This window comes from Rhizobium sp. CFBP 13726, assembly GCF_014841925.1.
Lineage (GTDB): Bacteria > Pseudomonadota > Alphaproteobacteria > Rhizobiales > Rhizobiaceae > Neorhizobium > Neorhizobium soli.
In genome coordinates this window covers 986,106-1,010,284 of the sequence record NZ_JACYUU010000001.1, presented here as the reverse complement: position 1 = coordinate 1,010,284, position 24,179 = coordinate 986,106, and the positions used below count along the sequence as shown (strand labels likewise).

At 59.6% G+C, this 24,179-nt stretch carries 24 protein-coding genes; 13 read left to right on the top strand and 11 right to left on the bottom strand.

Annotated features, from left to right (window positions below; translation table 11 throughout):
• The first annotated feature begins 41 nt into the window (after positions 1-41).
• The gene (gene parE / locus IFT66_RS05010) at positions 42-2,093 is read left to right on the top strand and encodes a DNA topoisomerase IV subunit B (RefSeq protein ID WP_082471923.1); all 2,052 of its coding nucleotides are present in this window, start codon (positions 42-44) and stop codon (positions 2,091-2,093) included.
• A 37-nt stretch (positions 2,094-2,130) separates the two neighbouring features.
• Here parE and IFT66_RS05005 read toward each other — a convergent pair whose 3' ends face one another.
• Entirely contained in the window at positions 2,131-4,674 is a 2,544-nt protein-coding gene (locus IFT66_RS05005; RefSeq protein WP_192077138.1) for an HWE histidine kinase domain-containing protein, read from the bottom strand.
• Between the two features lie 268 nt (positions 4,675-4,942).
• Here IFT66_RS05005 and IFT66_RS05000 point away from each other — a divergent pair, with 268 nt between their 5' ends.
• Together IFT66_RS05000 and IFT66_RS04995 are read left to right on the top strand one after the other, a co-directional pair.
• The gene (locus IFT66_RS05000; RefSeq protein ID WP_062580694.1) at positions 4,943-6,151 is read left to right on the top strand and encodes an AI-2E family transporter; all 1,209 of its coding nucleotides are present in this window, start codon (positions 4,943-4,945) and stop codon (positions 6,149-6,151) included.
• Between the two features lie 84 nt (positions 6,152-6,235).
• Positions 6,236-6,673 (top strand): hypothetical protein, encoded by a 438-nt coding sequence (locus IFT66_RS04995; RefSeq protein WP_062456943.1) that lies wholly within the window; start codon positions 6,236-6,238, stop codon positions 6,671-6,673.
• Between the two features lie 2 nt (positions 6,674-6,675).
• Here the strand turns inward: IFT66_RS04995 and IFT66_RS04990 are convergent, their stop codons facing one another.
• The 3 genes from IFT66_RS04990 to IFT66_RS04980 all read right to left on the bottom strand — a co-directional run bounded on the left by IFT66_RS04990 (position 6,676) and on the right by IFT66_RS04980 (position 9,135).
• Entirely contained in the window at positions 6,676-7,803 is a 1,128-nt protein-coding gene (locus IFT66_RS04990) for a DUF2336 domain-containing protein (RefSeq protein ID WP_192076895.1), read from the bottom strand.
• Between the two features lie 149 nt (positions 7,804-7,952).
• Positions 7,953-8,555 (bottom strand): flavin reductase family protein, encoded by a 603-nt coding sequence (locus tag IFT66_RS04985; RefSeq protein ID WP_062580691.1) that lies wholly within the window; start codon positions 8,553-8,555, stop codon positions 7,953-7,955.
• Between the two features lie 4 nt (positions 8,556-8,559).
• Positions 8,560-9,135, bottom strand: a complete 576-nt coding sequence (locus IFT66_RS04980; protein WP_192076894.1) for a nitroreductase family protein — start codon at positions 9,133-9,135, stop codon at positions 8,560-8,562.
• Positions 9,136-9,243: 108 nt separating this feature from the next.
• On the opposite strand from IFT66_RS04980, the gene IFT66_RS04975 reads away from it, so the two are divergent.
• On the top strand, positions 9,244-10,233 hold the full coding sequence (locus tag IFT66_RS04975; protein ID WP_174196665.1) for a hypothetical protein: 990 nt from the start codon (positions 9,244-9,246) through the stop codon (positions 10,231-10,233).
• Positions 10,234-10,248: 15 nt separating this feature from the next.
• Here IFT66_RS04975 and IFT66_RS04970 read toward each other — a convergent pair whose 3' ends face one another.
• The 4 genes from IFT66_RS04970 to IFT66_RS04955 form a co-directional block, all read right to left on the bottom strand.
• Positions 10,249-11,091: a lysophospholipid acyltransferase family protein gene (locus IFT66_RS04970; RefSeq protein WP_192076893.1), complete on the bottom strand. Its 843-nt coding sequence runs from the start codon at positions 11,089-11,091 to the stop codon at positions 10,249-10,251.
• Positions 11,092-11,197: 106 nt separating this feature from the next.
• Complete coding sequence (gene thrS / locus IFT66_RS04965; RefSeq protein WP_192076892.1) at positions 11,198-13,198, bottom strand: threonine--tRNA ligase; 2,001 nt, start codon at positions 13,196-13,198, stop codon at positions 11,198-11,200.
• Between the two features lie 210 nt (positions 13,199-13,408).
• Complete coding sequence (gene yidD / locus IFT66_RS04960; RefSeq protein WP_092662328.1) at positions 13,409-13,765, bottom strand: membrane protein insertion efficiency factor YidD; 357 nt, start codon at positions 13,763-13,765, stop codon at positions 13,409-13,411.
• Entirely contained in the window at positions 13,765-14,214 is a 450-nt protein-coding gene (locus IFT66_RS04955; protein WP_062456964.1) for an iron-sulfur cluster assembly scaffold protein, read from the bottom strand. The genes yidD and IFT66_RS04955 overlap by 1 nt, the downstream gene beginning before the upstream one ends.
• Positions 14,215-14,503: 289 nt before the next feature.
• On the opposite strand from IFT66_RS04955, the gene folE reads away from it, so the two are divergent.
• The 3 genes from folE to IFT66_RS04940 all read left to right on the top strand — a co-directional run bounded on the left by folE (position 14,504) and on the right by IFT66_RS04940 (position 16,664).
• On the top strand, positions 14,504-15,118 hold the full coding sequence (gene folE, locus IFT66_RS04950; protein ID WP_062458053.1) for a GTP cyclohydrolase I FolE: 615 nt from the start codon (positions 14,504-14,506) through the stop codon (positions 15,116-15,118).
• Positions 15,119-15,126: 8 nt separating this feature from the next.
• Positions 15,127-15,597, top strand: coding sequence for a phosphoribosyl-AMP cyclohydrolase (gene hisI, locus IFT66_RS04945; protein ID WP_092662326.1), 471 nt, complete (start codon positions 15,127-15,129; stop codon positions 15,595-15,597).
• A gap of 104 nt (positions 15,598-15,701) precedes the next feature.
• The gene (locus IFT66_RS04940; RefSeq protein WP_062458055.1) at positions 15,702-16,664 is read left to right on the top strand and encodes a patatin-like phospholipase family protein; all 963 of its coding nucleotides are present in this window, start codon (positions 15,702-15,704) and stop codon (positions 16,662-16,664) included.
• 33 nt (positions 16,665-16,697) lie between these two features.
• Here the strand turns inward: IFT66_RS04940 and IFT66_RS04935 are convergent, their stop codons facing one another.
• The gene (locus IFT66_RS04935) at positions 16,698-17,132 is read right to left on the bottom strand and encodes a CBS domain-containing protein (RefSeq protein ID WP_062456971.1); all 435 of its coding nucleotides are present in this window, start codon (positions 17,130-17,132) and stop codon (positions 16,698-16,700) included.
• Positions 17,133-17,232: 100 nt separating this feature from the next.
• Complete coding sequence (locus IFT66_RS04930; protein WP_192076891.1) at positions 17,233-18,006, bottom strand: rhomboid family intramembrane serine protease; 774 nt, start codon at positions 18,004-18,006, stop codon at positions 17,233-17,235.
• A gap of 226 nt (positions 18,007-18,232) precedes the next feature.
• On the opposite strand from IFT66_RS04930, the gene IFT66_RS04925 reads away from it, so the two are divergent.
• The 6 genes from IFT66_RS04925 (at position 18,233) to IFT66_RS04900 (ending at position 23,653) form a co-directional block, all read left to right on the top strand.
• Positions 18,233-18,820 (top strand): PAS domain-containing protein, encoded by a 588-nt coding sequence (locus IFT66_RS04925; RefSeq protein ID WP_062456974.1) that lies wholly within the window; start codon positions 18,233-18,235, stop codon positions 18,818-18,820.
• Positions 18,821-18,893: 73 nt separating this feature from the next.
• A complete protein-coding gene (locus IFT66_RS04920; RefSeq protein ID WP_192076890.1) occupies positions 18,894-19,505 on the top strand; it encodes a PilZ domain-containing protein in 612 nt (203 codons plus the stop codon).
• Positions 19,506-20,079: 574 nt separating this feature from the next.
• The gene (locus IFT66_RS04915) at positions 20,080-20,646 is read left to right on the top strand and encodes a transglutaminase-like cysteine peptidase (RefSeq protein ID WP_092662577.1); all 567 of its coding nucleotides are present in this window, start codon (positions 20,080-20,082) and stop codon (positions 20,644-20,646) included.
• A 227-nt stretch (positions 20,647-20,873) separates the two neighbouring features.
• Positions 20,874-21,629: a hypothetical protein gene (locus tag IFT66_RS04910; RefSeq protein ID WP_174196669.1), complete on the top strand. Its 756-nt coding sequence runs from the start codon at positions 20,874-20,876 to the stop codon at positions 21,627-21,629.
• A 118-nt stretch (positions 21,630-21,747) separates the two neighbouring features.
• On the top strand, positions 21,748-23,265 hold the full coding sequence (locus tag IFT66_RS04905; RefSeq protein WP_113167411.1) for a D-alanyl-D-alanine carboxypeptidase: 1,518 nt from the start codon (positions 21,748-21,750) through the stop codon (positions 23,263-23,265).
• 103 nt (positions 23,266-23,368) lie between these two features.
• A complete protein-coding gene (locus IFT66_RS04900; RefSeq protein ID WP_062456991.1) occupies positions 23,369-23,653 on the top strand; it encodes a hypothetical protein in 285 nt (94 codons plus the stop codon).
• A gap of 19 nt (positions 23,654-23,672) precedes the next feature.
• On the opposite strand, the gene IFT66_RS04895 is transcribed toward IFT66_RS04900, so the two are convergent.
• Positions 23,673-24,110 carry a DUF1489 family protein gene (locus IFT66_RS04895; RefSeq protein WP_062456994.1) on the bottom strand — a complete coding sequence of 146 codons (438 nt, stop codon included), beginning with the start codon at positions 24,108-24,110 and terminating at the stop codon, positions 23,673-23,675.
• Positions 24,111-24,179 lie beyond the last annotated feature (69 nt).

Sequence of the window (24,179 nt, the reverse complement as noted above, 5' to 3'; positions counted from 1 at the left end):
CTATCTCCTCCGCACCCCGACAGGTAGTACCGACACCGCCAATGGATGACAATAACGACCTTTTTGCCGATACGCCCGCTCTCCCCAGATCAGCGCCAGCGGAACCTGTACCCGCTGTCAAGGCAGCGCCTTCGCCGCGACGTCCGGCTACAATCGCCGCCGACGGCGACGACTACGGCGCATCGTCGATCCGCGTGCTGGAGGGTCTTGAACCGGTGCGTATGCGCCCGGGCATGTATATCGGCGGCACGGACGAAAAGGCTCTCCACCATCTGTTTGCCGAGGTCATCGACAACTCGATGGACGAAGCCGTGGCCGGCCATGCCAATTTCATCGAGGTGTATCTGGATACCGAAGGTTGCCTGACTGTGACCGACAACGGTCGTGGCATTCCTGTGGAAAACCATCCGCAAGTGCCCGGCAAGTCGACGCTCGAAGTCATCATGACCAAGCTTCACGCCGGCGGTAAGTTTGACGGAAAGGCTTACGAGACCTCGGGCGGTCTGCATGGGGTTGGCGTCTCCGTGGTCAATGCGTTGTCCGACATGCTGGAAGTCGAGGTTGCGCGCAACAAGAAGCTCTATCGCCAACGTTTTTCCCGCGGCGTTCCGCAAGGTGGGCTCGAAGAACTCGGTGACGTACACAATCGTCGCGGCACCCGCGTCCGCTTCCATCCGGATCCGCAGATCTTCGGCGATCACGCGAAGTTCGATGCCGGTCGCATTTTCCGCATGGCGCGCTCGAAGGCTTATCTGTTCGGCGGCGTCGAAATCCGCTGGAGCTGCGATCCGTCACTGGTTCAGGCCGGTGGCGACGTGCCGGACAAGGCGGTCTTCCATTTTCCCGGCGGTCTGAAAGACTATCTTTCGGCCACGCTCGGCAAGGATTTCACCGTCACTCGCGAAATCTTCGCGGGCCGCACCGAAAAGACCGGTGGTCACGGCGCCATGGAATGGGCCATCACGTGGTATGGTGGCGACCCGCAGGTTCACTCCTACTGCAACACCATCCCGACGACCGAAGGCGGCACCCATGAAGCCGGGTTGCGCATTGCGCTGACCAAAGGCCTGAAGAATTACGCCGAACTGACCCAGAACAAACGTGCCCGCGAGATTACCACTGATGACGTGATGATCTCGGCCGTGGGCATGCTGTCTGTCTTTATCCGCGAGCCGGAATTTGTCGGCCAGACCAAGGACAAGCTTGCGACCGTGGAGGCTCAGCGGCTCGTCGAGAACGTTCTGCGCGACCCCTTCGATCATTACCTGACCGGAAATCCCAACGAGGCCGCGAAACTGCTCGATTGGGTGATTGAGCGCTCCGAAGAGCGGCTTCGTCGCCGCAAGGAAAAAGAGGTCAATCGCAAGACGGCCGTGCGCAAGCTGCGCCTTCCCGGCAAGCTTGCCGATTGCTCACAGAACACGGCCGAGGGCGCCGAACTGTTCATCGTCGAGGGTGACTCGGCTGGCGGCTCGGCGAAGCAGGGCCGTAACCGGTTGAACCAGGCCATTCTTCCGCTCCGAGGTAAAATCCTCAACGTCGGCTCGGCAAGCCGCGAAAAACTCTCGGCCAACCAGCAGATCGCAGATCTCGTGCAGGCGCTTGGCTGTGGCACGCGGACGAAATACCGCGAGGAGGATCTTCGCTACGAGCGGGTCATCATCATGACCGACGCCGACGTCGACGGCGCCCATATCGCATCGCTGCTGATCACGTTCTTCTATCAGGAAATGCCCGAACTCATCCGCGGCAGCCATCTTTATCTGGCCGTGCCACCGCTTTACGTCATCCGGCAGGGTGGTAAGACCGTCTATGCCCGCAACGACGCGCATCGGGCCGAATTGATGGAAACGGTGTTCAAGGGCAAGAAAGTCGAAATCGGTCGCTTCAAAGGCCTTGGCGAGATGATGGCTGCGCAGTTGAAGGAAACGACCATGGACCCCGCCAAGCGCACGTTGCTGCGCGTCGGGATCGACGAGGTGGATTTCGAAGGCACGCGCGAGGCGGTCGACAATCTCATGGGCACGAGGCCCGAGGCGCGATTCCGGTTTATCCAGGAACGCGCCGCCTTTGCCGATAACCTCGATATCTGATTGCTGCGACCGCGAGACTTCCGGTCGCATTTTGAAGCTATCGTTCCAGAACCTTGCTGACGGCGGCGATCAACGCCGTCGCTTCATAGGGCTTGCGCACAACCGGCGCTGAAAACGTCGCCGGAATGATCGAGCGATCGCTGTATCCCGTCGCAAACACGAAGGGCACGTGACGACGCAGAAGTTCTTCCGCGATTGGAAGCGACGTACCGGATCCCAGATTGACATCGAGGATCGCGACGTCCGGGGTGAAATCCTTGAGGCGGCGAAGCGCGTCCGAGACCGAAGGCGATGTCGTTACCTTGTCGATACCATTGTCCGCCAGCATCGCCTCGACATCTGCTGCGATCAGCATCTGATCTTCCACAAGAAGGAACTCCAGATTGCCGAGTGATCGCTCGCTCGCCGTCCGTCCGCCGAGCCCATCAAGGTGGAGATCGTCCTCGGATGCCGCGTCGTCATCGGCGTGAACGTGCTTGGAGGGGATGACAAAGACCGCGTTGACGCCCTCGGGCGGGTATTCGACCGATGCCCTACCATCCAGCTCGAAAGGCATGCTGCGGCTGATAAGCACACTGCCGAACCCACTGCGACTGGGCGCCTTTGTGACCGGACCACCGGTTTCTTTCCAGGTCAGCTCGCAATCGCCATCGGCACTTCGGCCCCACTCGATGTCGAGCCGACCGTCAGATACCGAGAGCGAACCGTATTTCGCAGCATTGGTAGACATTTCGTGCAGGACGAGGGCCATGACGGAAAACGCACGGCTATCAAGCCAGAATCGCGGTCCGCTCATCGTCACGATGCGGCCGCTTCCCTTATAGGGCTGCAGTTCGGCTTCGAGAAGGTCGGCGAGATGTCCGCCATCGCCGCTGCGGACGACCTGATCGTGCGCATAGGCCAATGCCTGAATGCGTCCCTTCAGCGAGCCGACGTAATCGGACAGCGGTCTTGAGTCATCCACAGGATGCCCCACGAGCGCCTTGATCACAGACAGGATGTTCTTGACGCGGTGGTTGAGCTCCTCGTTGAGCATGCGCTGGCGCACGTCCGCCTTACCGCGCTCGTCCGCAAGCAGTTCGTTATGATGCAGTACGGTTTCGACAAGAACTGCCCTGATGGCGTCGGCAATCTCGAGATCCGTATCGGTCCAAGGTTGAGCCTTGAGGCGTACCTGTTCTTTCCAGATGGCGAAGCTCGACCTCGGCGTCAGTCGCTCCCCATGCGGTCCGCTGGTATACTGCTTGTCGGGATTGCCTGCCCAATCAAGGGTCTGCACGACTTCCTTGCGGAAGAAAAACAGATAGTCGCGAGGGCGCTGGGACAAGGAAATGGCAAGAACGCCGCTCACGTCGTCCGGCGAGATCATCGACAACGGTAGCGACCGAGACAATTCGGCCGTCGACCAAATCCGTCCGCCCGCGACGCCGCCGACCAGTTCCGCCAGTTCGGCAACGAGATGCTCCTGTGGGACGAGGCCCTGCCCCGTCCAGATCCCGTCAAGCCAAAGCCCGACCCCATCGCAGGGTAGCATGCCGCCGAAATCATCCAGCGAACTTCTCAACAGCCCGCTGATATCGTTGTGGTTGGAAGCGATCTGAAGGAATCGGTCAAGCGAACGTCTGGCAAGATTTGCCGTTTCGACCAGTTGCTTCTGTTTCAGCGCGCTCAAATGCAGGGAGAAGAACTCGCCGAACGTTTCTGCCGCAACGCGCTGGGGCATCGACAAGGTCTTTGGCGAATAGTGGTGGCAGGCCATCAGCCCCCACAACTCCCCATCAACGATGATGGACACCGACATCGAGGCAGAGACGCCCATGTTGCGAAGATACTCGCAGTGGATCGGCGAAACACTCCGCAGATGTGCGAAGGACATATCAAGCGGCAGGCCGTCTTCGCCCAACTCAGGGACGATGGCCACACGCTCGTTGTCAGCGTTGGAGATGACGCGGATGGTGTTCTTGATGTAGAGAATGCGTGCCTGTTTGGGGATATCCGCTGCAGGAAAATACTGGCCCTTGAAGCTCTCGAGGTCGCGGCGTTTGTATTCGCTGACGACCTTGCCGGACCCTTCCTCCTCGAAACGATAGACCATCACGCGGTCATATCCGAGCATGGCGAACATCAGCCTTGCAGCGTTCTCGATAAGCCTGTCGATGCTCTTCATGTTGCGAATGCGGCTGATCAACATGCGCGCAACTTCGAGCGGCTGGTCGGCGTCGTTTGAAGCCGGCTCGAACTCGATGATCACCTTGGAATCGAAACGATGCAACGAGATGTCGAAAGCTTTGCCTGACGGGAGTCGCAAGGCATGGCGTAGCGCCGGGCGTGCTGGATCATCGGAGGTCGCGAGCGCGTTGCGAAGCGAATGGGCCGCTTCGCCACCGACGACGTCCTCGAGTCTCCGGCCGTTGATGTCACCTTCAACACCGAGCATCTCTCCGACATTCGCAGAGTGGTGAAGAATCTCAGCGCCAGTTAAGTCGCAGGCAAGAAGGCAACCATGCGGTTGAATGCTCCCTGGGATGTGAATTGGCTCGCGGTCGCAATTTGTGAGGTCGACCGCCTCCGCATTGAGCATCATTAAAGTCCTTGGATCTCGTCTCTTATAAAACACGCGTACGTTACGGTTATCTATTGTTCTGCTCTACCGAAACAAGGGGCGCTGACAAAGACGGTTTAGCCATCGCAATGCCCTAGACGAAGTTATGGTTCGGTGTTTTCACATTTGTATCGTATCTGAAGGATAGGCAGACGATGAAGGGCTCGGTTAAGAGGTCCACGGTAGGCTTGCAGCGTAATGGCCGAGACACCATATCGGCGACAGCAATCGGGAGTGGCAGTATATCGTGAGCGCGCAAGATGATCGGAACATCCCTATAGAACCGCGTTGGCTGGGACCGGTCTCTCCCAATCGCATTGCTCTGATACCGGCGATATCGGCAGCTCGATGGCTTCTGGTCCTGATTGTTGCTGCGTCGATTTATTTCTTCTACGGCTTCCTTGTGCCGGTTCTGGCCGCCTTGGTCATTGGATTTGCGAGCTGGCCACTTTATCGGAAGCTCTTGGTCCGCGTTGGCGGAAACACGACAATCGCCGCGACGCTTGCCATTCTGTTCATCCTCGCCTTTCTGATTGTGCCGATCGGCGTCGCGATCAGCTACACCACGGGTGAACTGCGCCAGTGGTTCAGCTGGGCGGTCGAAGTGAACAGGTTCGGGGCGCCGCCTCCAGCCTGGATCATCGGCCTTCCCTGGGCCGGTGATTGGCTCGGGTTGCAGTGGACAAAGCATGTTGGGTCACCCGGCGCTATCGGCGAGCTTGTACAGATCGTTAGCGGAGCCAATATCGGCAATATCTACCGCGCCGTGATTGCTGCCGGAGATGGCGTCTTCCATCTTGTTCTGACCATGCTGTTCATGATGATCGCGCTGTTTTTCGTTTATCGTGACGGCGCATCGTTTTCACGCCAGATTGATCTCGTTGGTGAGCGCATCCTGCCGTCGCGGTGGGAGCGGATTTCGCGTGTCGTACCGGCGACAATTAGTTCGACGGTGACCGGGATGACGTTGATTGCGATCGGCGAAGGCATCGTGCTTGGCGTGGCCTACTGGATTGCTGGCGTCCCCTCGCCTGTGACACTTGGGGTCATCACTGGCGTAATGGCGCTTATTCCGGGCGGCGCGCCGCTTTCGTTTACGCTGGTATCTGCCTATCTCGTTGCCAACGGCTCGTTCGTCGCAGGGATCGGGCTGTTCACGTGGGGTGCGGTGGAATTGTTTATCGTCGACAAGACAGTTCGTCCACGCCTGGTTGGCGGCCCCATCAAATTGCCATTCCTTCCCACATTCTTCGGCCTTGTCGGTGGTGTGAAAACCATGGGCTTTCTCGGACTGTTTATCGGTCCGGTTCTGATGGCGCTGATTGTGTCGATATGGCGGGAATGGATTCGCGAGGTCCGGATGGCAGAGACGACCGAAGTGCAATCGGCCGACCTTGCGGTGTCGCCGAGCGAAGCGGCGGAGCGGGCCTATAAGCGAAAGGCGCAAACGCCTTAAGCGTTCAGCCCCGCTGCGGTGACGCCTCGCTGGCGCCATCATTGAGCAATCTAACCCCCAACAACCGCCATTGGGGAAAACAGCATGAATTCCGCGCTCATCGTCATGACTATTTTGGGCTGCAACGATTCGGCCACGGACTGCCGCTACATCTCGACGGTCGACCAGAGATGGCCGACGGTCGCAATGTGCGACGCCGTTTCCGAAGACAGGCTACCGTCCTATGCCAATCAGCCTTATCCGGTAATCATCGCCGTCTGCCAGAATCCGGACGATGCGATCGAGACAGCAACACAGTCGCAAACCCCTCCCGTGCGGGATCAAGCGTCCGAGCCGATAGCGGCGGCTCCGGAGCCAAACAGCGACGTAAGCGAGAAGCAGAAGGAAGGTCTGGCCAGCCGTGCGATCCAGCGGGTTCGCAACGTTTTGCCAACGACCGAAGGCGTCAAGACGCTCGTGACGACGCCCGTAAGGCTTGTCGAAGGCGGTTATTCGTGGGTTGCCAAGCGTTTCGACCGCTAAGCTCAGGCAGCAAGCGCTAACTCGCTCGCATAGGCCCGTGCGGCGAACCGCATCTCCAGACGATGCCGTCTCTCGATCATCTGGATCATATCCGAGACTGCCGGATGCTGCCCTGCAGCCCCTGAAAACCTCTCGATCAGACGACCGCAGACATCAGCGGTGGAACGACCCGCCGACGCGTCGCGCCAGAGCAGGACTGCCTCGACGAAGACGGCGGCAATCTCCCTTGTCAGACCACAGGCTTCAAAAAGGGCGCGAACGGCATGAAGGCGGCCTGTCGCCAGGATAGGCCTCACGCGACGCTCTCCGAGCCCGGAAAGGGTCGATACCGCCTCTGCAACGAGATCCGCCTTGCCAAGGCAGAGGGCGTGGATCAGGAAAGACGGTGTGAGGCGTCCCGATGCCCGGAGATGCTCGACGAGTGCCGGCACTTCCTGCTGAGACGTCGTTCCTGCAATTGCGACGGTTGCCGCTTCGTCGGCCTCGCGGCCCACATATTCGATACGGCCGCGAGCAAGCGTCGAGCGGACCAGACCGCAGTTGAGAAGCGTGTCCGCGATGTGGCTAACGAGCATGTGGCGCGCTTCTGAAGGAAGGTCTTCGCGCTCGAGCAGAAGGTTGCGAATGTCGTGGCGCTGTCCATGCCGCTCGGCGATCCGGCGCAGGGATATGCCTGTGATCAACGCAGTGCCACTTTCGAGCAGAATCAGAATTTCCGGCTCGTCGCCGATTTCTGCAAGTGCTGCACAGGCGCCGCGGGAAAGATTTGGCCGCGAGGCGATCAGACGCCGGGTCATTCCATCGCCTCGGCCGATCAGGTCGACAAGATCCGAGTCGCTTATGACGGGCGAGCGGGCAATCACCGTACAGGCGATCTCGACCTGATCTTCCGCAAGCGCGAGGATGATCGCACGAGGAGCCTGGGGCGAATCGGCGATCGATTCTGCCAATGCGAGACGTACGCGCGGCGAAGGGTCATCGAGAAGGTAAGTGATCGCCATTCCGGCAGCCTTGCGCTCTTCCGCCCCCATCGCCGCGTGGAGATATGCCCGACCAAGGGCATCCGCTGCGCGGGAACGGTCCCCAGTTCTTGCCGTCTCAGCCCAACGAAGAAATGCCTGTACGATCACGACCTGCCCCGGAAACACAACGCTGCTGCTCCGTCTGGAACAGCCTGGTGCCACGGTAGAGACAAAAAGTTTAAGATTGGTTCACCATGTTCCACACCCGGCGCGGCGCACCTCACGCGTAGCCTGAACCAGGCCGAGAGTATGAAATCTCACGTCGGACGGATCAGTTCGAACACGCCCTCGCCGGCATCGGAATAGTCACGGTAACCCATGCGGCCGACCGGTCGGGCAAGCTGCATGTCGATTCGGCCATCCCGGATGATGTCTTCGGAGATATGGATTCCGACCACCTCGCCAAACACCATGTAAGCGTCGGTGAGCTCGCCCTTGAGATCCTTCGGCTGGATCACTTCGGTAAGACGGCATTCCAGCGCGGTATAGGCCTCCGCAACGTAGGGCGCGTCGACGACCTCTCCCATTCTGGCGGTGAGGCCAGCCAGGTCGAACTCATTCACCCCGTAATCTACCGGAGCAGAGGAAGCGTTGACCTGTTCGGAAACATGGCGGCTGGCCATGCTTGCCGTGAAAAAACCCGTGTCCGACGCATTCTTCAGACTGTGCTTGCGTCCCGACGAGGAGAACATCACGATCTTGGGGCTATCGGACACGATGTTGAAGAAAGAATAGGGCGACAGGTTCAGCGAACCGTCGCGGCCTTTGGTACCGATCCAGCCGATCGGCCGCGGCGCCACGATGGCCTTGAAGGGATCATGGCGCATGCCGTGGGCGTTTGTGTCGGTGCGATAAAACATGCGTTCAACCTGCATAGGTGACAATGTCGGCAAGAGCCGGCCGCGGCCGGTCCGGCGTCGCGAAATCGCTCGAGCCGATATGAATGAAACCCGCGACCTTTTCGCCCGGGCTTATGCCAAGAGCGGCGAGGGCTCGCTCGTCGTAGCACACCCACTCGGTGCGCCAGTTGGCAACATAGCCATGTGCATTTGCAGCCATCAGCATGTTGAGGCAGACAGCGCCAGCCGACAGGACCTGCTCCCATTCAGGGATTTTGACGTGGGGCTGCGCGGTGCTGACAACGGCAACGACAAGCGGTGCACGTGTGAAACGCGTCAGTTCAGCCTGTTTGGCCGGTTCATTCATCTCCGGGTTACCGGCGAGCGCGAGTTCAAGGAACGTTTCGCCGAGCTTTGTGCAAACGTCACCCCGATAGACGACAAGGCGCCACGGCGCGATTTTGCCATGATCGGGAACGCGGACCGACATGCTCAAGATCGATTCGAGCTCTTCTTGCGATGGGCCCGGGCCTGTGATCTGGGCAACGGGCGTCGAGTGGCGCTCTTGCAGGTAATCGCTGAGCTTCAGGTTGTTTTCCATGTCGAAAGCTTCCGATCGATACGTGATATAGAGGTAGGCCTTGAAAATGCCCGGACGTTCGTCTTCAAGTGGCTTCTCGCAAAACAAGAGTCAACGGGTCATATCCTGATGCCAGGCCTATCGTTCGTTACCCGTATCGCTGCTGCAGGCCTGCTGCTGTTGACCGCTGCTGACCTGGGTTTCGCGCAAAGCGATGCGTTCGGAAGCTTCCGCCAGCTCGACAGCACGGGGAAGATGCCCAAGCTGAACGCCTTCTCGGCCACACCGGGCGAAAGCGCCGGCTCGATCGCGAAGGATGTGCGGTTTGATGCCAGGCTGACGGCTGACAGCGACGTGATGCAGGAAGGTCTTGCCTGGCGCGTGTTCAGCCCGATTGCCGGTGTGGACGGCAAGCTTCCGCTTGTTGCAAGCTCCGACGGCGGATCCGCCGCTTTCCAGCTGGCGCCGGGTGATTATTTCGTGAATGTCGCGTTCGGCCGCGCCGGCGTCACGAAAAAAGTAACTGTACCTTCTGAAGGCGACTTCCAGAAACAGACCCTCGTCCTTGATGCCGGCGGGTTCATCCTGAACGCGGTTGCCGGAGCGGACCAGACTATCCCACCGGCACAGCTGAGCTTCTCCGTCTATGCGGCCGAAGTCCGCGAAAACGGCGATCGGGCCCTCGTGATGTCGGAGGTGAAGCCCAACACCATCGTGCGGCTTGCGACAGGGACCTATCACGTGGTTTCTGAGTACGGTGACATCAACGCCGTCGTGCGTGCTGACATCCAGGTGGAAGCGGGCAAGCTGACGCAGGCAGTCTTGCAGCACAAGGCCGCGGAGGTGTCGCTGAAGCTCGTGTCTCAGCCGGGTGGCGAAGCCATCGCCGACACGGCCTGGTCGGTGCTGACGGCTGCGGGCGACGTGGTCAACGAAAGCGTCAGCGCCCTGCCCTCCATGGTGCTGGCCGAGGGCGACTATCTCGCCGTTGCCCGCAACAAGGACAAGATCTATCAGCGCGAATTCAAGGTGACGGCTGGTAACAACGTGGATGTCGAGGTGTTGATGCGCAACGCCAACCCGTCAGATGCCACGACCGCTGCCGTCGTGCCCGACTGACATCGGCTTCCTGGGTCAACTGGCCTTCTTGAGAAACCGCTGACGTCTGACGGGTCGCATGGAGAAGACGGCACTGTGGAGCAGACCGAGCAACTCCTTGCGGTCGGTGGTCCCAGCCATATCGTCCCAGCTCATCACCCTGCCCACCCGTGCCGTGATCGACGTTCCAGACAGGCGTTTAAACTCGCGGATGAGAAGCGACAGCCTGAATTTCATCGAGATCCGGCTGGCCAGGTGAAAGAGCCGACCATTCTGCCCCTCGAAATAGACCGGAACCACGTTGGCCCTGGTAGCCTGAATGAGTTTTGCGGCGAAGATCTTCCACGGCAGGTCGTCGGCAATGCCGAAGCCCTTCTTCGCGGTTGCGACACCGCCGGCTGGAAAGATAATGATGGTCGTGCCGTCTTTCAGCAGCCGTATCGCTTCGTTCCGCGTGTGCATGTTCAGCACCAGCGCCTCCTTCGTCTCCTCGAAGGATACGGGCAGCGAATAGTGTTCCATCTCAGGAACCTTCAGGAGATCGTTGTGGATCAGCACGCGGAAAGGTCGGCCGAGCTGTTCGGCAAGTGCCAGCACGGCAATTCCGTCTCCGATGCCGAACGGATGGTTTGCAACGATGACCAGTGGAGACTGCAGCTGTTCTTCGGGAGGCCATGCGCCTTCGATCTCGAGACCCACGTCGATGATATCGAGCATCTTGCCGAAGACGCGGTCGCTCTTGCCGACGATGTCGGTGCGCCAGATATCATACAGCCGGGCGAAACGATCGCGTCCCGAGAGCCCTTCGATAGACCGGATGAACCAGCGCTTGAAGCGCGGATCCCTGTCATTGGCGTAGGACAGTTCTCTGAACCGCAAATCAGTCTCCCAACGGAAAGGCGCATCCGATGGGAAGGCAATATTACAAAACGATTGCAGTTTTTTGACAGCACCCGCGGACATGGCCCGCGGGCGCTGGTCTTGATCAGGCCGGGCGCTTTCTCAGTGCTGCGCGGCGGCGAAGGTCCGGCGGCGTCGCTTCTTCCGCAAGCGACCGAATCGCCTCTTCAAGCGTCATCGACGTTTGCGCCTGCGAGCCGAGACGACGGATGTTGACCGAGTTCTCCTCGGCTTCCTTCTTGCCGCAGACGATAATGACCGGAACCTTGGTCACCGAATGCTCGCGGACCTTGTAGTTGATCTTCTCGTTGCGGAAGTCGGTCTCGACCTGCAGGCCGGCATCGCGCAACTGTTCGGCAACTTCCCGACCGTAGTCGTCTGCGTCCGAAGTGATGGTCGCGACAACGACCTGGGTCGGTGCAAACCACAGCGGCATGTGGCCTGCGAAGTTCTCGATCAGAATGCCGAGGAACCGTTCCATCGAGCCGCAGATGGCACGGTGGATCATCACCGGCTGCTGCTTTTCCGAGTTGGCATCGATGTAGAAGGCTCCGAAGCGCTCCGGCAGGTTAAAGTCGACCTGGGTCGTTCCGCACTGCCATTCGCGGCCGATGGCATCCTTCAGCGTATATTCGAACTTCGGGCCATAGAAAGCGCCCTCGCCCGGAAGAATGCCGGTCTTGATACGACCGCCGGACTGTTCTTCAATGGTTTTCAGAACGTCCGTCATGACGCTTTCGGCGCGATCCCAGAGATCATCGGTGCCGACGCGCTTTTCAGGACGCGTCGAGAGCTTCACGACCACTTCCTCGAAGCCGAAATCCTCGTAGACGGAGAGGATGAGGTCGTTGATGCGCAGGCACTCGGCTGCCATCTGCTCGTCCGTGCAGAACACGTGTGCGTCGTCCTGCGTAAAGCCGCGCACGCGCATCAGACCATGAAGCGCGCCAGACGCTTCGTAGCGGTGAACGAGACCGAATTCGGCAAGCCTGATAGGCAGTTCACGATAGGACTTCAGACCGTGCTTGAAGATCTGGACGTGGCCGGGGCAGTTCATTGGCTTCAATGCGAAGACGCGATTGTCCGCTCCCTCGTCCTTCGGATGCGTGAACGCGTAAGCGGATTTCACCGCGAACATGTTTTCCTGGTACCAGCCCCAGTGACCTGACGTTTCCCAGAGAGACGCGTCGAGAACCTGCGGTGCGTTGACCTCTTCGTAGGTGCCGGCCAGGCGGCGGCGCATGTAGGACGTCAGGGTCTGGAACATGCGCCAGCCCTTGCCGTGCCAGAAGACGACGCCGGGGCCCTCTTCCTGGAAATGGAAAAGGTCCATTTCACGCCCGAGCTTGCGGTGGTCGCGCTTTTCGGCTTCGGCCAGGATATGCAGGTAGTTGTCGAGCTGCTCCTGCTCCGCAAAGGCCGTGCCGTAGATGCGCGTCAGCATGACGTTGTTGCTGTCGCCGCGCCAATAGGCGCCAGCCACCTTCATCAGCTTGAAAGCCGTGCCGATCTGGCCAGTGGACGCCATATGCGGTCCGCGGCACAGGTCGAACCAGTCGCCCTGATAATAGATTTTCAGATCCTGGTCTTCGGGAATGGCGTCGACCAGCTCGACCTTGTAGGCCTCGCCCTTGGCTGCAAAAACCTCGCGCGCCTTGTTGCGCGGCCAGACTTCCTTGGTGAAGGGCTTGTTGCGCTGGATGATTTCCTTCATCCGCTTTTCGATCTTCGGCAGGTCGTCCGGGGTGAAGGGCTCGGCCTTGGCAAAATCGTAATAGAAGCCGTTCTCGATGACGGGACCGATGGTCACCTGCGTGCCGGGCCAGAGCTCCTGCACCGCTTCTGCCATCACGTGCGCGGCATCGTGGCGGATCAGTTCGAGTGCCTTGGGGTCCGTACGGGTAACGATCTCGATCTGACCGTCGACGACGGGGTCGGAGAGATCGCGCACGGTCCCGTCGATCGCGATCGCGACAGACTTTTTGGCAAGCGACTTGGAAATGGACTCGGCAACTTCACGGCCGGTCGTGCCGGCATCATACGTGCGGACGGAGCCATCGGGAAATGTAAGGGAAACCTGGGACATGTTCTATCTCCTGTCCAGTCCCGCCAACGAATGCGGGTGGTGGTAAAATGGCCAGATCGACCGGCCGGCAACGGGCGCGGTGATAGTGTGTTTCGGGCCGTTAGTAAAGGTTTGGAACCCGCGAACGGATGGTCGGAAAGCCTTTAGCTTCCGAGCTCTGGCGAGCTGCAAGGACTGACGCCTTTTGAGATAGCTGGGCTGGTGTCACGCTTATCCATGACGCCAGTAGCGCCAGGGCATCCACCAGACCTGGCGTTGCCTCTGCAGGTCCGGAACCGGGTCCAGTCCGCCGGAGCCACCAGGACCGCAGCGCGCGACTCGGTACAGTGTCATCCAGAGACCGGGCCAGAGCCCGTGTCGGGCGATCGCCTCGTAGCCATACTCGGAACAGGTCGGAATATGGCGGCAGCCGTTTCCGACAAAGCCGGAAAGAGTGAGCTGATAGAACCGGATCAGTCCCATACCGGCGAGGCGTCCGGGCGTCTTTTTGAACGGGCCCTGCCAGTTGCGCGATCGATAGGGCCCGCCGCGTTTCGTGTCGTGGTCACAATCCGGCGAGCCGCACATCAGGCGGTCGCTTTGTCGGCCCGGTCGCGGACGTCGATCTGATCGAGCGCGTCAACGACCGCATCGAACGTCAGCATGGTAGACGGATGCCGGGCCTTGTAATCCTTCACAGGCTTCAGGTAGCGCATGTCTTCGAAGCGGCCGACCGGGCCTTCGCCGCCCTCTTTCAGCATCGACAGCATGTCGACCCTCGCCTGGCGCAGTTCGTCGACCGGCGCGCCGACGATATGCCGTGCCATGATCGACGACGACGCCTGACCAAGGGCGCAGGCCCTCACCTCGTGAGAGAAGTCGCTCACCACGCCGTCACTGACTTTCAGGTAAACACGAACTTTTGAACCACAGAGCTTGGAGTGCTTTTCGGACGTCGCATCCGCATCGTCCATTGCACCCGCGCGGCCAATGTTCCCCGCAAACTCAAGAATTTTCTGGTTATAGATCTCGTCCATGTCGCTCGCTCACGTCATCGTCCTCGACATCCGCTCGACCGATCGAACGCACCGTCTACCGGGATGACCTACCACAATCTGGATTAGGCCCCTATATGTTGTCCGCGACGGGAATTATCAAGGAAACACGTTTTCGAGAAACGCGCGAAAACGGCGATGGTATGCCTTGAAAATTCGGAACGCGCAGACGAAAAGTCAGGAAACTGGTATTCCGGCGTGATCCATGGCGATCAGCTTTTTTACCATAGTGAGATCGGATGTGGCCCTGGCCCGCATCGAGGGACACAAGATGGATGCTATTTTGAAGAATTTTCCGGCCTCCAGCCAGAAACAGCCTCGTCCGACCCAGCAGGAAGCTGAGGACGCCGTGCGCGTCTTGCTCCAGTGGTCCGGCGACGATCCGGAGCGCGAAGGTTTGCTCGATACGCCGAAGCGCGTTGCAAAAGCCTATCGCGAGCTCTTTTCGGGCTATGATCTGTCGGCCGAAGAGGTTCTCGGCCGGACCTTCGAGGAGGTCTCGGGTTATGACGATATGGTTCTCGTTCGCGATATACCATTCTTCTCCCATTGCGAGCACCACATGCTGCCCATCAAAGGCAAGGCGACCGTTGCCTATCTTCCGCAGGGCCGGGTTCTGGGGCTGTCCAAGATCGCGCGTGTGATCGAGATCTACGGTCGTCGCCTCCAGACACAGGAAAATTTGACGGCACAGATCGCCAGCGCGATCGACACGACATTGAAGCCGCGCGGTGTGGCCGTCCTGATCGAGGCGGAACACATGTGCATGGAAATGCGCGGTGTGGAGAAGCAGGGATCTCAGACGCTGACGACCCGGTTTACCGGTGCGTTCAAGACCGACGCGGCCGAGCAGGCGCGTTTCTTTACCATGGCCCGCAACCGCTGAGCGCCGAAATGACAATGACTTTTCAAGCGCCGTCGTCGGATAAGGCCGAGCTCGAGGGTGACGGCGCCTTTACGCCCCGTTTCGATTCCGACGGTCTTGTGACCGCTGTCGTGACCGACATTCGCGATGGCGAATTGCTCATGGTGGCGCATATGAACGCCGAGGCGCTCGCGCTGACGATCGAGACGGGCGTCGCTCACTACTACAGCCGGTCGAGAGCGAAACTCTGGAAGAAGGGCGAGACCTCCGGCAATCTGCAGACTGTGCATGAGGTCAGGACCGATTGCGATCAGGACGCCGTCTGGCTCAAGGTCTCGATGTCCGGCCATGACGCCGCTTGCCACACCGGGCGACGCTCCTGTTTCTATCGTGCGGTAAAGAAAAGTGACGGTGGCGCTGTCCTTGAAATACAGGATCAACAGCGTCACTTTGATCCAGAACATGTGTATTCTGGTCATGATGAGACGGGGAAGCGGTAGGCGTCTGCACCGCTTTCATACCATCCCCACCTGAATAACGAATTGGCAACCAAACGATGCGTTAATTGGTGTACGTGGCTGTGTGCAGCTGAGAGGTGATGGCGATGATGAATTGGAGTTGGAGTCGCAACGAGCGGCAGGCCGCGCCAGCAGACGCTGTCACAAATCGGCTCCAGACGTCCCCTCCTCCCATTGTCATTGAGCAGCCACGCAAGGCAAAGCTGTCTCTAGCACTTGGTGGCGGCGCGGCCCGCGGATGGGCGCATATCGGCGTGTTGCGCGCGCTTGACGAAGCCGGTATCGAAGTCGGGATGATTGCCGGCACATCGATCGGCGCGCTGGTCGGAGGCTGTTATCTCGCCGGCAAGCTCGACGAACTCGAAAGCTTTGCCCGATCGCTGACCATGCGGCGGATCGCGGCGCTTCTCGACCTCACCATCGGTGGCGGCGGCCTGATCGGTGGCATGCGGTTGACGAAGCGAATGCAGGAACACCTGCAGGGCATCTCCATCGAGGATCTCGACCGCCCCTTCGTCGCAGTCGCGACGGAACTTCATACCGGGCACGAAGTGTGGATTTCGGCCGGCTCTCTGATCCGAGCCCTTCGGGCGTCCTACGCGCTGCCGGGGATTTTCGAACCTGTGAAATGCAGTGGCCGCACGCTGGTCGATGGCGCGCTGGTCAATCCGGTCCCGACCTCCGTCTGTCGCGCCTACGAGCAGCCGCTGGTCGTGGCCGTGAACCTCAACTACGATGTCTTCGGCCGGTCCGCGGTTGTCAAACACACTGCAGCCGATGCGCCGGACGATCACGAGCGTTCGCGCCATCAGGACGACCCCCGCGTCGGTGTCACCGGCACCATGGTGCAGGCGTTCAACATCATCCAGGAGCGCATATCGCGCGCCAGACTGGCCGGCGATCCGCCTGATCTGGCGCTGCATCCACGCCTCAACGATATCGGTCTGTCCGAATTCCACCGCGCCGGCGAGGCGATCGACCGGGGCTATGAGGCCACCATGTCGCAGATCGTGGCGCTTCAGCGCATGCAGGAAGTTTTCGCCCGCTGAGATGCGGGCGAAAATGCCGCTCTCCCAGCCGCCTTACCCGGCGATATAGGCCTTCATCTGTTCGGCTTCGATCTCCACTTCACGCAGCCGCGATTTCACGACGTCGCCGATCGAAATGATGCCGGAGAGCTTGCCGTCGGCTTCTACCGGGACATGGCGGAACCGTCCCGCCGTCATCATACCCATCACCTCGTCTGCCGTCTGATCCTCCCGACAGCGCTGCACGGAAGTTGTCATGACGGCCTTGACAGGCTGCTCCAGCGCATCGACGCCTTTAGTGGCGATGCAGTGGACGAGGTCTCTCTCGGTGAAAATGCCGGCAATACGCCCCTCCATCCCGGCAATGATCACGGCACCGATGTTTCGGTCGTTCAAGATGCCCGCGATCTGGCGCAACGTCTCGTCCGGGCTGACGGTCACGACGTTACGGCCCTTCGAATCCAGCATGCTCTTTACGGTCGTCGACATGGCTCGCTCCTCCAAAACCATTCGAACCGAAACGTCTCCCCTCAAAGACATTTGCGGCACAGTCCCTCGGCGCGAAGTTTAAGACGACAGCAACTGGAGATCAAGCGGGCGCCAATGGTTGGTCATCGGCGGCAATTCTGTCGAACAGGCCGAAAAACAAAAAGCCGAAGAGAAAGCCACCGATATGAGCATCCCAGGCGATCTCTCCGACATCGGATCCGATCAGCGGCAGGCCGATGGCGACAAGCACGTTTCCGAAGAACCACATCGCCGTGAAAACTACCACTGTCCGGTTCCGGAAAGAGCCGAGTATGGACTGACGTGGATGGAGATGGCCGAAACTGCGGTCGTATCCGCGGCCGTCCGGGAACGCGAACCGGCACGCGGCGCCCATCAAGCCTGAGACGACGCCTGAAGCGCCGACGAGTAGCGTCTGGTCGCCCCAATGCAGGCCGGCATGGAAGAAAGCTGCCGCCGCTGCCGAGAAAATCCAGAACAGCATATAGCGGAGAGTTCCGATGCGGCGCACGACCGGCGCTCCAAAGGCGACCAGCCAGAGTGCGTTAAAGCCAATATGCTCGATACCGCCATGCAGGAAGGAATAGGTGACAGGCGTCCACAGCCATTCGAAATTCTGCTCCGCAAACGGAACGACGTAGCGTACGGGCGTGAAGGCGAACCACATCAGCACCGAGATCTGCGCCTCCTCGTCGAGCAAGTAAGCATCGACTAGATAGACGACGGCCAGGAACAGGACCGAGATCACCAGACTTCGGGGAAGATTGAAAACTGGCTGCGACGACTGGTCGTCGATGGCGTCCGCATCCCTGTCCGTATCGTTCGCGGCACCCGGCAGGTCTTGCCTGTCGCTCATCACAATTCCTTCCCTGTTGAAGCGTCAGGCTTACAGGACGACCCGCCTGAAGAAAAGCTGCAGATAGCACCGGATACAAGCACTTAGTCGCCGGGTTCGACATTCTTTCGTCTAGGCTCACCGCTCTGGCATGGTTTTCGCAGCGTTAAGGCTGACCCTCGTGTTGTGCCTTAGAAAGCGGTTCAGCACGGGATGAAGCGTCTCGAAATGGATCACGGGAAAGCGAATGCGAAATCCGGCTACGACGGAAATCTTCGAATACTGGACAGGTCTGTGCGACGGGCGGTTGCCTCCCATGCGCAACGAGATCGATCCGGTCGCCCTGCGCAGATTTCTGCCTCATCTCTTCATCGTCGCAAACGAGGCAGACGACCAATTGACGTTTCGGCTTGCGGGAACGCGGTTATGCGAGTTGTTCGGTGGCGAGTTTCGCGGGATGCCGTTCCGCACGATCTGGGATCTCGAAGAAAACGATCGCGCCCAGGAGGTCGTCATGCAGATCCTCGTCCATGAGAAACCCGCGATTGCCGACGTAGTCCTGAACGTAGCCGGCACGTCAATCGAATGCGAAATGCTGATGATGCCGCTTCGCTCTTCCGAAACCGGAAGCGACCGGGTACTCGGAGCACTTCTGCCTGCCGACGGCCCGTTCCCGGTGGCGGCCAGACCGGCAAGTGGGCTGCATCTTCAAGATTGGGGCTTTGTCGAAAGCGATGAAACCGGCGGGTTGTCCGTCTGCGGGCATGACCAGCCGCAGTTGGTCCAGTCAGGACTTCTGCGCCGCTTCCTGCCGGCGAGCTTCTTCCCACAATGACGGCTTCGGGAACCATATATTAACGCCCTGTCGCTAATGTAGGCTAGGACTCTAGCTGAAAAAGCGCTCATCCATGTTTTCCGGCACCTCGTCTCAGGCATCCGTTTCGCGAGCAACTGCAGCGCAGCGCTCATTCCAACGCGTCTCCGTGAACATCGGCGGCCGCTTGATGCTGGCCGACCATGAGGAATATGCTTGCACCGCGATCGAGATGTCCCCCGGGGACGTCAGCTTCCAGTGTGCCGGTCGTCCACGGACCAACGAGCGGGTCATCGCCTATCTCGATCACGTCGGCCGCCTTGAAGGGACAGTTCTCAGTGTTGCCGGCGGCGGCTTCCTGATGATGATCAACGCGACCGACCGCAAGCGCGAAAAACTTGCCGCACAGTTGACCTGGATCGCCAACAAGCATGAACTCGGGCTGCCGGAGGACCGTCGCCACGATCGTCTCACCCCGCGCAACACCCGTTCGGAGATTACTCTCGACGACGGGCGCCGCTATCCGTGCCGGCTGCTTGACCTATCGCTTTCCGGTGCGGCGGTCGACATCGAGACCCGTCCGTCAATCGGGACCCCGCTTCGCCTCGGAAACATGCGCGGACGCGTGGTGCGTCACTTCATGGAAGGCGTCGCGATCGAGTTTCACTCGGTCCAGTCCCGCGAAGCGCTGACCGAGTTCCTCTAAGCCTCATCATATCCATTTTCTAACCCGCCTGCCCGCAGCTGAGTTGTGCTGTGTCTGCTCCGGCGTGAATTCTTACGATCACCGCCATCGTCAGCGGCGCTGGACTCGCTGGTCCGACACACAAAATCCCGAAAAAACACGTCGACAGAATTATTTTGTGTCTTTTCGGGATTTTTTTCGCGCAGTTTTAGGCGGCGAAACGGGCTGTTTTGCTCGCGATTTTTTCCCGGAACGCGGCGAAGCAAAGCAAAAGGCACAGGCAGATCTAAGACTCCGCTCACCTTTCGATGATGTCACGTTTCATCAAAGCGATGCAGTATCAGGGAGATAGGAGCGGATAGGTCAAATTTACCTCGCATTTTATGCAAATTCGCCGAAAAAGCAGTGCGTATTTTATGAAAAAGCACGTCGAATTCGACGCGTATTTTCGCCAAAGTTGATTAGAATAAGCATCTGATTTTACTGCGGTATTTCGCGGTCAATCAAAGGGTCTGAGGCATTGTTTCCCCACAACGGGGAGACAAGAAAAATGAACTGCCGTAAAGCTCTCGCATTCGCAATCGCCGCCGCTGCAATGATCGGCTCCATGACCGTCCAGTCCTTTGCGATGCCATCCGGCGCCATGCGCGTTATCGGCAAGGCAAACCCGCCGATCGGTCATTACGAATTCTGCAAGACCTACACGAGCGAATGCGTGGCATCCTACAAGGACGCCGGCCCCGTGGCACTCACCGAAGACACCTGGCGCACGATCCTCGACGTCAACTACACGGTCAACACCTCGATCACACCGATGACCGACCAGGAGATCTACGGCGTCGAAGAGCGCTGGGCATACCCGCGGACCGTCGGCGACTGCGAGGACTTCGTGCTCCTGAAGCGGAAGATGCTGACGCAGCAGGGCATTTCGCCATCCAACCTGCTGATCACGGTCGTGCTGCAGCCGAATGGCGAAGGTCATGCAGTTCTGACCGTCCGCACTGATCGCGGCGACTTTGTCCTCGACAACATGCGCAACAAGGTCATGATCTGGACCGATACGGAATACACATACCTGAAGCGCCAGGCGACCGATGATCCGGCGCGTTGGGTCAAACTCCAGGACGGCCGCGCCACCGCAGTCGGCAGTGTCAGCCAGTAAGTCAAGATTACCCCGACGAACGATCGACCATGTCATCATTCAGAACGCCGGCAAGGCCTCCGAGGAGGTATCCTGCCGGCGTTTCCGTTTATGGCGCTCACCGCTGTCGCGCGACTATGACTAACGATCCATTAACCACAGATCCGCAACAATGGCGGTATCGCTGCCGGCGCGGTCGCACCCCTCGTTCGGTCCGCCGGCCACTCCAGTGACGAGAGCCCGGCCGCATGCAACCCGACAGCCTTAGTGAAACGGACAGCCCGCTTCTATCCAGGCGAACCCTGTACAAGATCACCGGCATCGTGGTTGCGCTTGGCATAGTGACCAGCGCCATCAGCGTTGGCGGCCGATGGCTCGGCGAGCGGATGATGCTGGGTGGCCATTCCGAGAGCACCGAGACATTCGACTTGGTGATCGGTCAGGATACGATCCAGCTTTCAGCCAACACGCTCCGTTTCAAAGAGCAGAGACGGAGCGGTGCAACTGAACGGGCGGATCTTTATCTGACCTGGCCGGAAATGATGGGCTACAGCGCCACAAATCGGGCGCGATTCGACACCGTCTCCCAGCCGGCATCTCTGATCTTCGTACAAATGTCGCAGAGCACCATGTCGCGCGACATGTCGGGGCGGCTTCAGCCGATCTACGAGGGACTTTTCGAAGGCCCGGCAGAACCGGCTGAGCATGGGCTGACACTGCATCGCCTCCGGGCGGACAGCGGTTACGGGAACGAAGTGATTCTGACGGGCGCACAGCCTGGTGCCGCCTCCCCCTACGCCGTGCGTTGCCTTTTTCCATCGGCGGGAGAGCGCCCTACCAGCGGCGACTGCCAGCGCGATATTCGAGTCGGGCAGGATCTGACCGTGCTTTATCGATTCTCGAGCGTGCTTTTGCGCGACTGGCAGAAGATTGACGCCGGAGTTCGGACATATGTCCAAACCCGCCTTGTGACCGGGCACCCGGTAACGCAGGTCAATCGGTAAAATGGTCCTCTGCGAAGCAACCAAACGTTCATCATAAACCTCTTGGTAACGCTGTTCCCCTAGATTGCCTGACAACGGGCCCATCGGGGGCGCTGAGCCCGGACGTAATACAACCACCATGCAAGCGATGAGTGCGGCAGTGTCGAAGAGCATGTTTTCCACAATCCTCCCCAAGGGACGCGTGGCAGTGCCGGGAAAATTTCTCGGTTGTCTTTTTACGGTGATCTTGGCCTTTTCGAGCCTCGCCAGTCCGGCGCATGCCGATCCGAAATATGCAGGGATCGTCGTCGACGCCAAGTCTGGAAAGGTTCTTTACGGCGAGGATCCGGATGGTCTTCGCTATCCAGCTTCGCTCACGAAGATGATGACGCTTTACCTGACCTTCGAAGCGCTCGAGGCTGGTCGTATCACGCTTGACACCAGGGTTCCGGTTTCTGCGCATGCTGCGTCCGAGCCGCCTTCGAAACTGGGTGTGCGCCCCGGCGGCGCCATCAATGTCGATCAGGCGATCCGTGCACTCGTTACGCGGTCGGCCAATGATATGGCGACAGCTCTCGGCGAGTTCGTCGGTGGATCCGAAGACCGCTTTGCGCAGATGATGACGAACAAGGCACGTGCCCTCGGCATGACGCGTACGACGTATCGGAACGCACACGGCCTGCCCAACACGGCGCAGATGACGACGGCACGTGATCAGGCGCGTCTCGGCATCGCTCTTCGCCAGCATTTTCCGCAGTATTACGGTTACTTCTCCATCCGCACTTTCAATTTCGGCAAGCAGACGATCGGCAACCACAATCGCCTGGTCGGAACTGTCCGCGGCGTCGACGGTATCAAGACCGGTTATACCCGCGCAGCCGGCAGCAATCTGGCAACGTCGGCACAGCTCGACGGTCGCTCGATCGTTGCAGTCGTGCTCGGTGGCCGCTCCAGCGCTGCTCGTGATGCAACGATGCGCAAGCTTGTAGCGGAATATCTTCCGAAAGCCTCCCGCGGCGGTCAGAGCAACCTGATCTCGCAGGCTCCGTCCGCTCCGGTTCCGACACCATCGCTTCCCGTTGCAAGCCAGCCGCGTGTCGCTGCTGCAGTATCCGATGCCCGTCAGGTTTCGGCTCTCGACCTTCCTAACAGTGGCCCCATGCCCGGCGCTCGCTATGACGAGACGGCAGCACCTGCTGCGACTGCCTATCTCGGCGAACCGTCGCAGAAGCGGACGGCTTCGGCAGCGATGAACTCCGCCATGCTCGGCTCGGGTGCTGTCCCGACCCCTGCCCCGGAATATGTTCCGAAGCGCAGTGGCGCCGGCGAGCGGACCGAAATGGCGGCAATCGATTCCGTCACCACGGCATCCACCCGCGATACGCCCAAAGTGTCTCTCAAGGGTGATGTGTCCGGTTGGGTCATCCAGATTGGCGTCTCGCCCAATCCTTCGATGGCAAACGAACTCCTGCAGGATGCGCAGGATAAAGGCGGCAAGGTATTGCGTTCCGCCAAACCCTTCACAGTCGCCTTCAGCACCAATGGCGGCCAGGTCTATCGGGCACGTTTCGGAGGCTTCGGCGACCAGAAGTCCGCGATCGATGCCTGCAATATCCTGAAGAAGAAAGGCGTGAACTGCTGGGCGTCGATACAGTAATCGGCCCATCAGACGACCACTGAAAAAAGCTGCGCCAGCCACCGTGTTTTGTATCCGCCGGCGCAGTGAAATCTCGATAGTAATGCGTAAAACGGGGTTTCCTATGGGAATGAATGAAAACAGTATCGGCTTCGTCGCCAACGCGACGAAGTCCAAGGCCCGCGGCATTGCGCTCAATCCGCTGCACGAAGCGGCCATGCGGCTTGCGGGAATGGGAATGGCGGGAATGAACCTGTCTTCGCGTTCCCGGGAAAAGACCAAGGATCTCGTCACCCTGCTGCTCAGCCATGGAGCCCGTGCGTGGCGGCAGTCGCAGCCACCGGCTCAGATCCATCTGCATGTCGGGCTGCGTGCCGGACGCGCGTCGGTCCGTTTGAGACTTCGCTGACTGAGACTGGGCTGAATAGCTAGAGAAGACCGAGTTCGGCGAGGTGTCGCCGCAACTCTTCCGGCAGCTGGGTGACATCATCTCCCAGTCCGCCGAGGTCCTTCGGGATCTCGTTATCGAGGAGATAACGCCAGCCCTGAAATGGCCGCTTCGGCATCGGCGCGGTTTCGATGACTTCGGGACCGAGCACCAGCTGGCAACGGCCGATACCATCCTCGCCCTTAACTGTGCGAACCTCCAGAAGCTTCTGGCGCGCAGAGACCTGCCCCTTGATCACCCAGTAGAGCGACCCGCCATCGACGAGCTCTTCCACGCGCTTCGGCATCATTCGCGTCGTGTGGATGCTGTGGGGTTCAAGGCCGGCGGACATGGCGGTCAGAGACCGCTCGGCCACCCAGTCCCTCAGGTCCTGGATGGAGTCGGCGCCGACGCAGAGCTTGATCAGATGTAGAGCCATGTCCGTTCAAAGCCGCAAGGACTGCGCCGGGTCAAGTCGGATCTTTCAAAACGGACAACGCCCCACAGG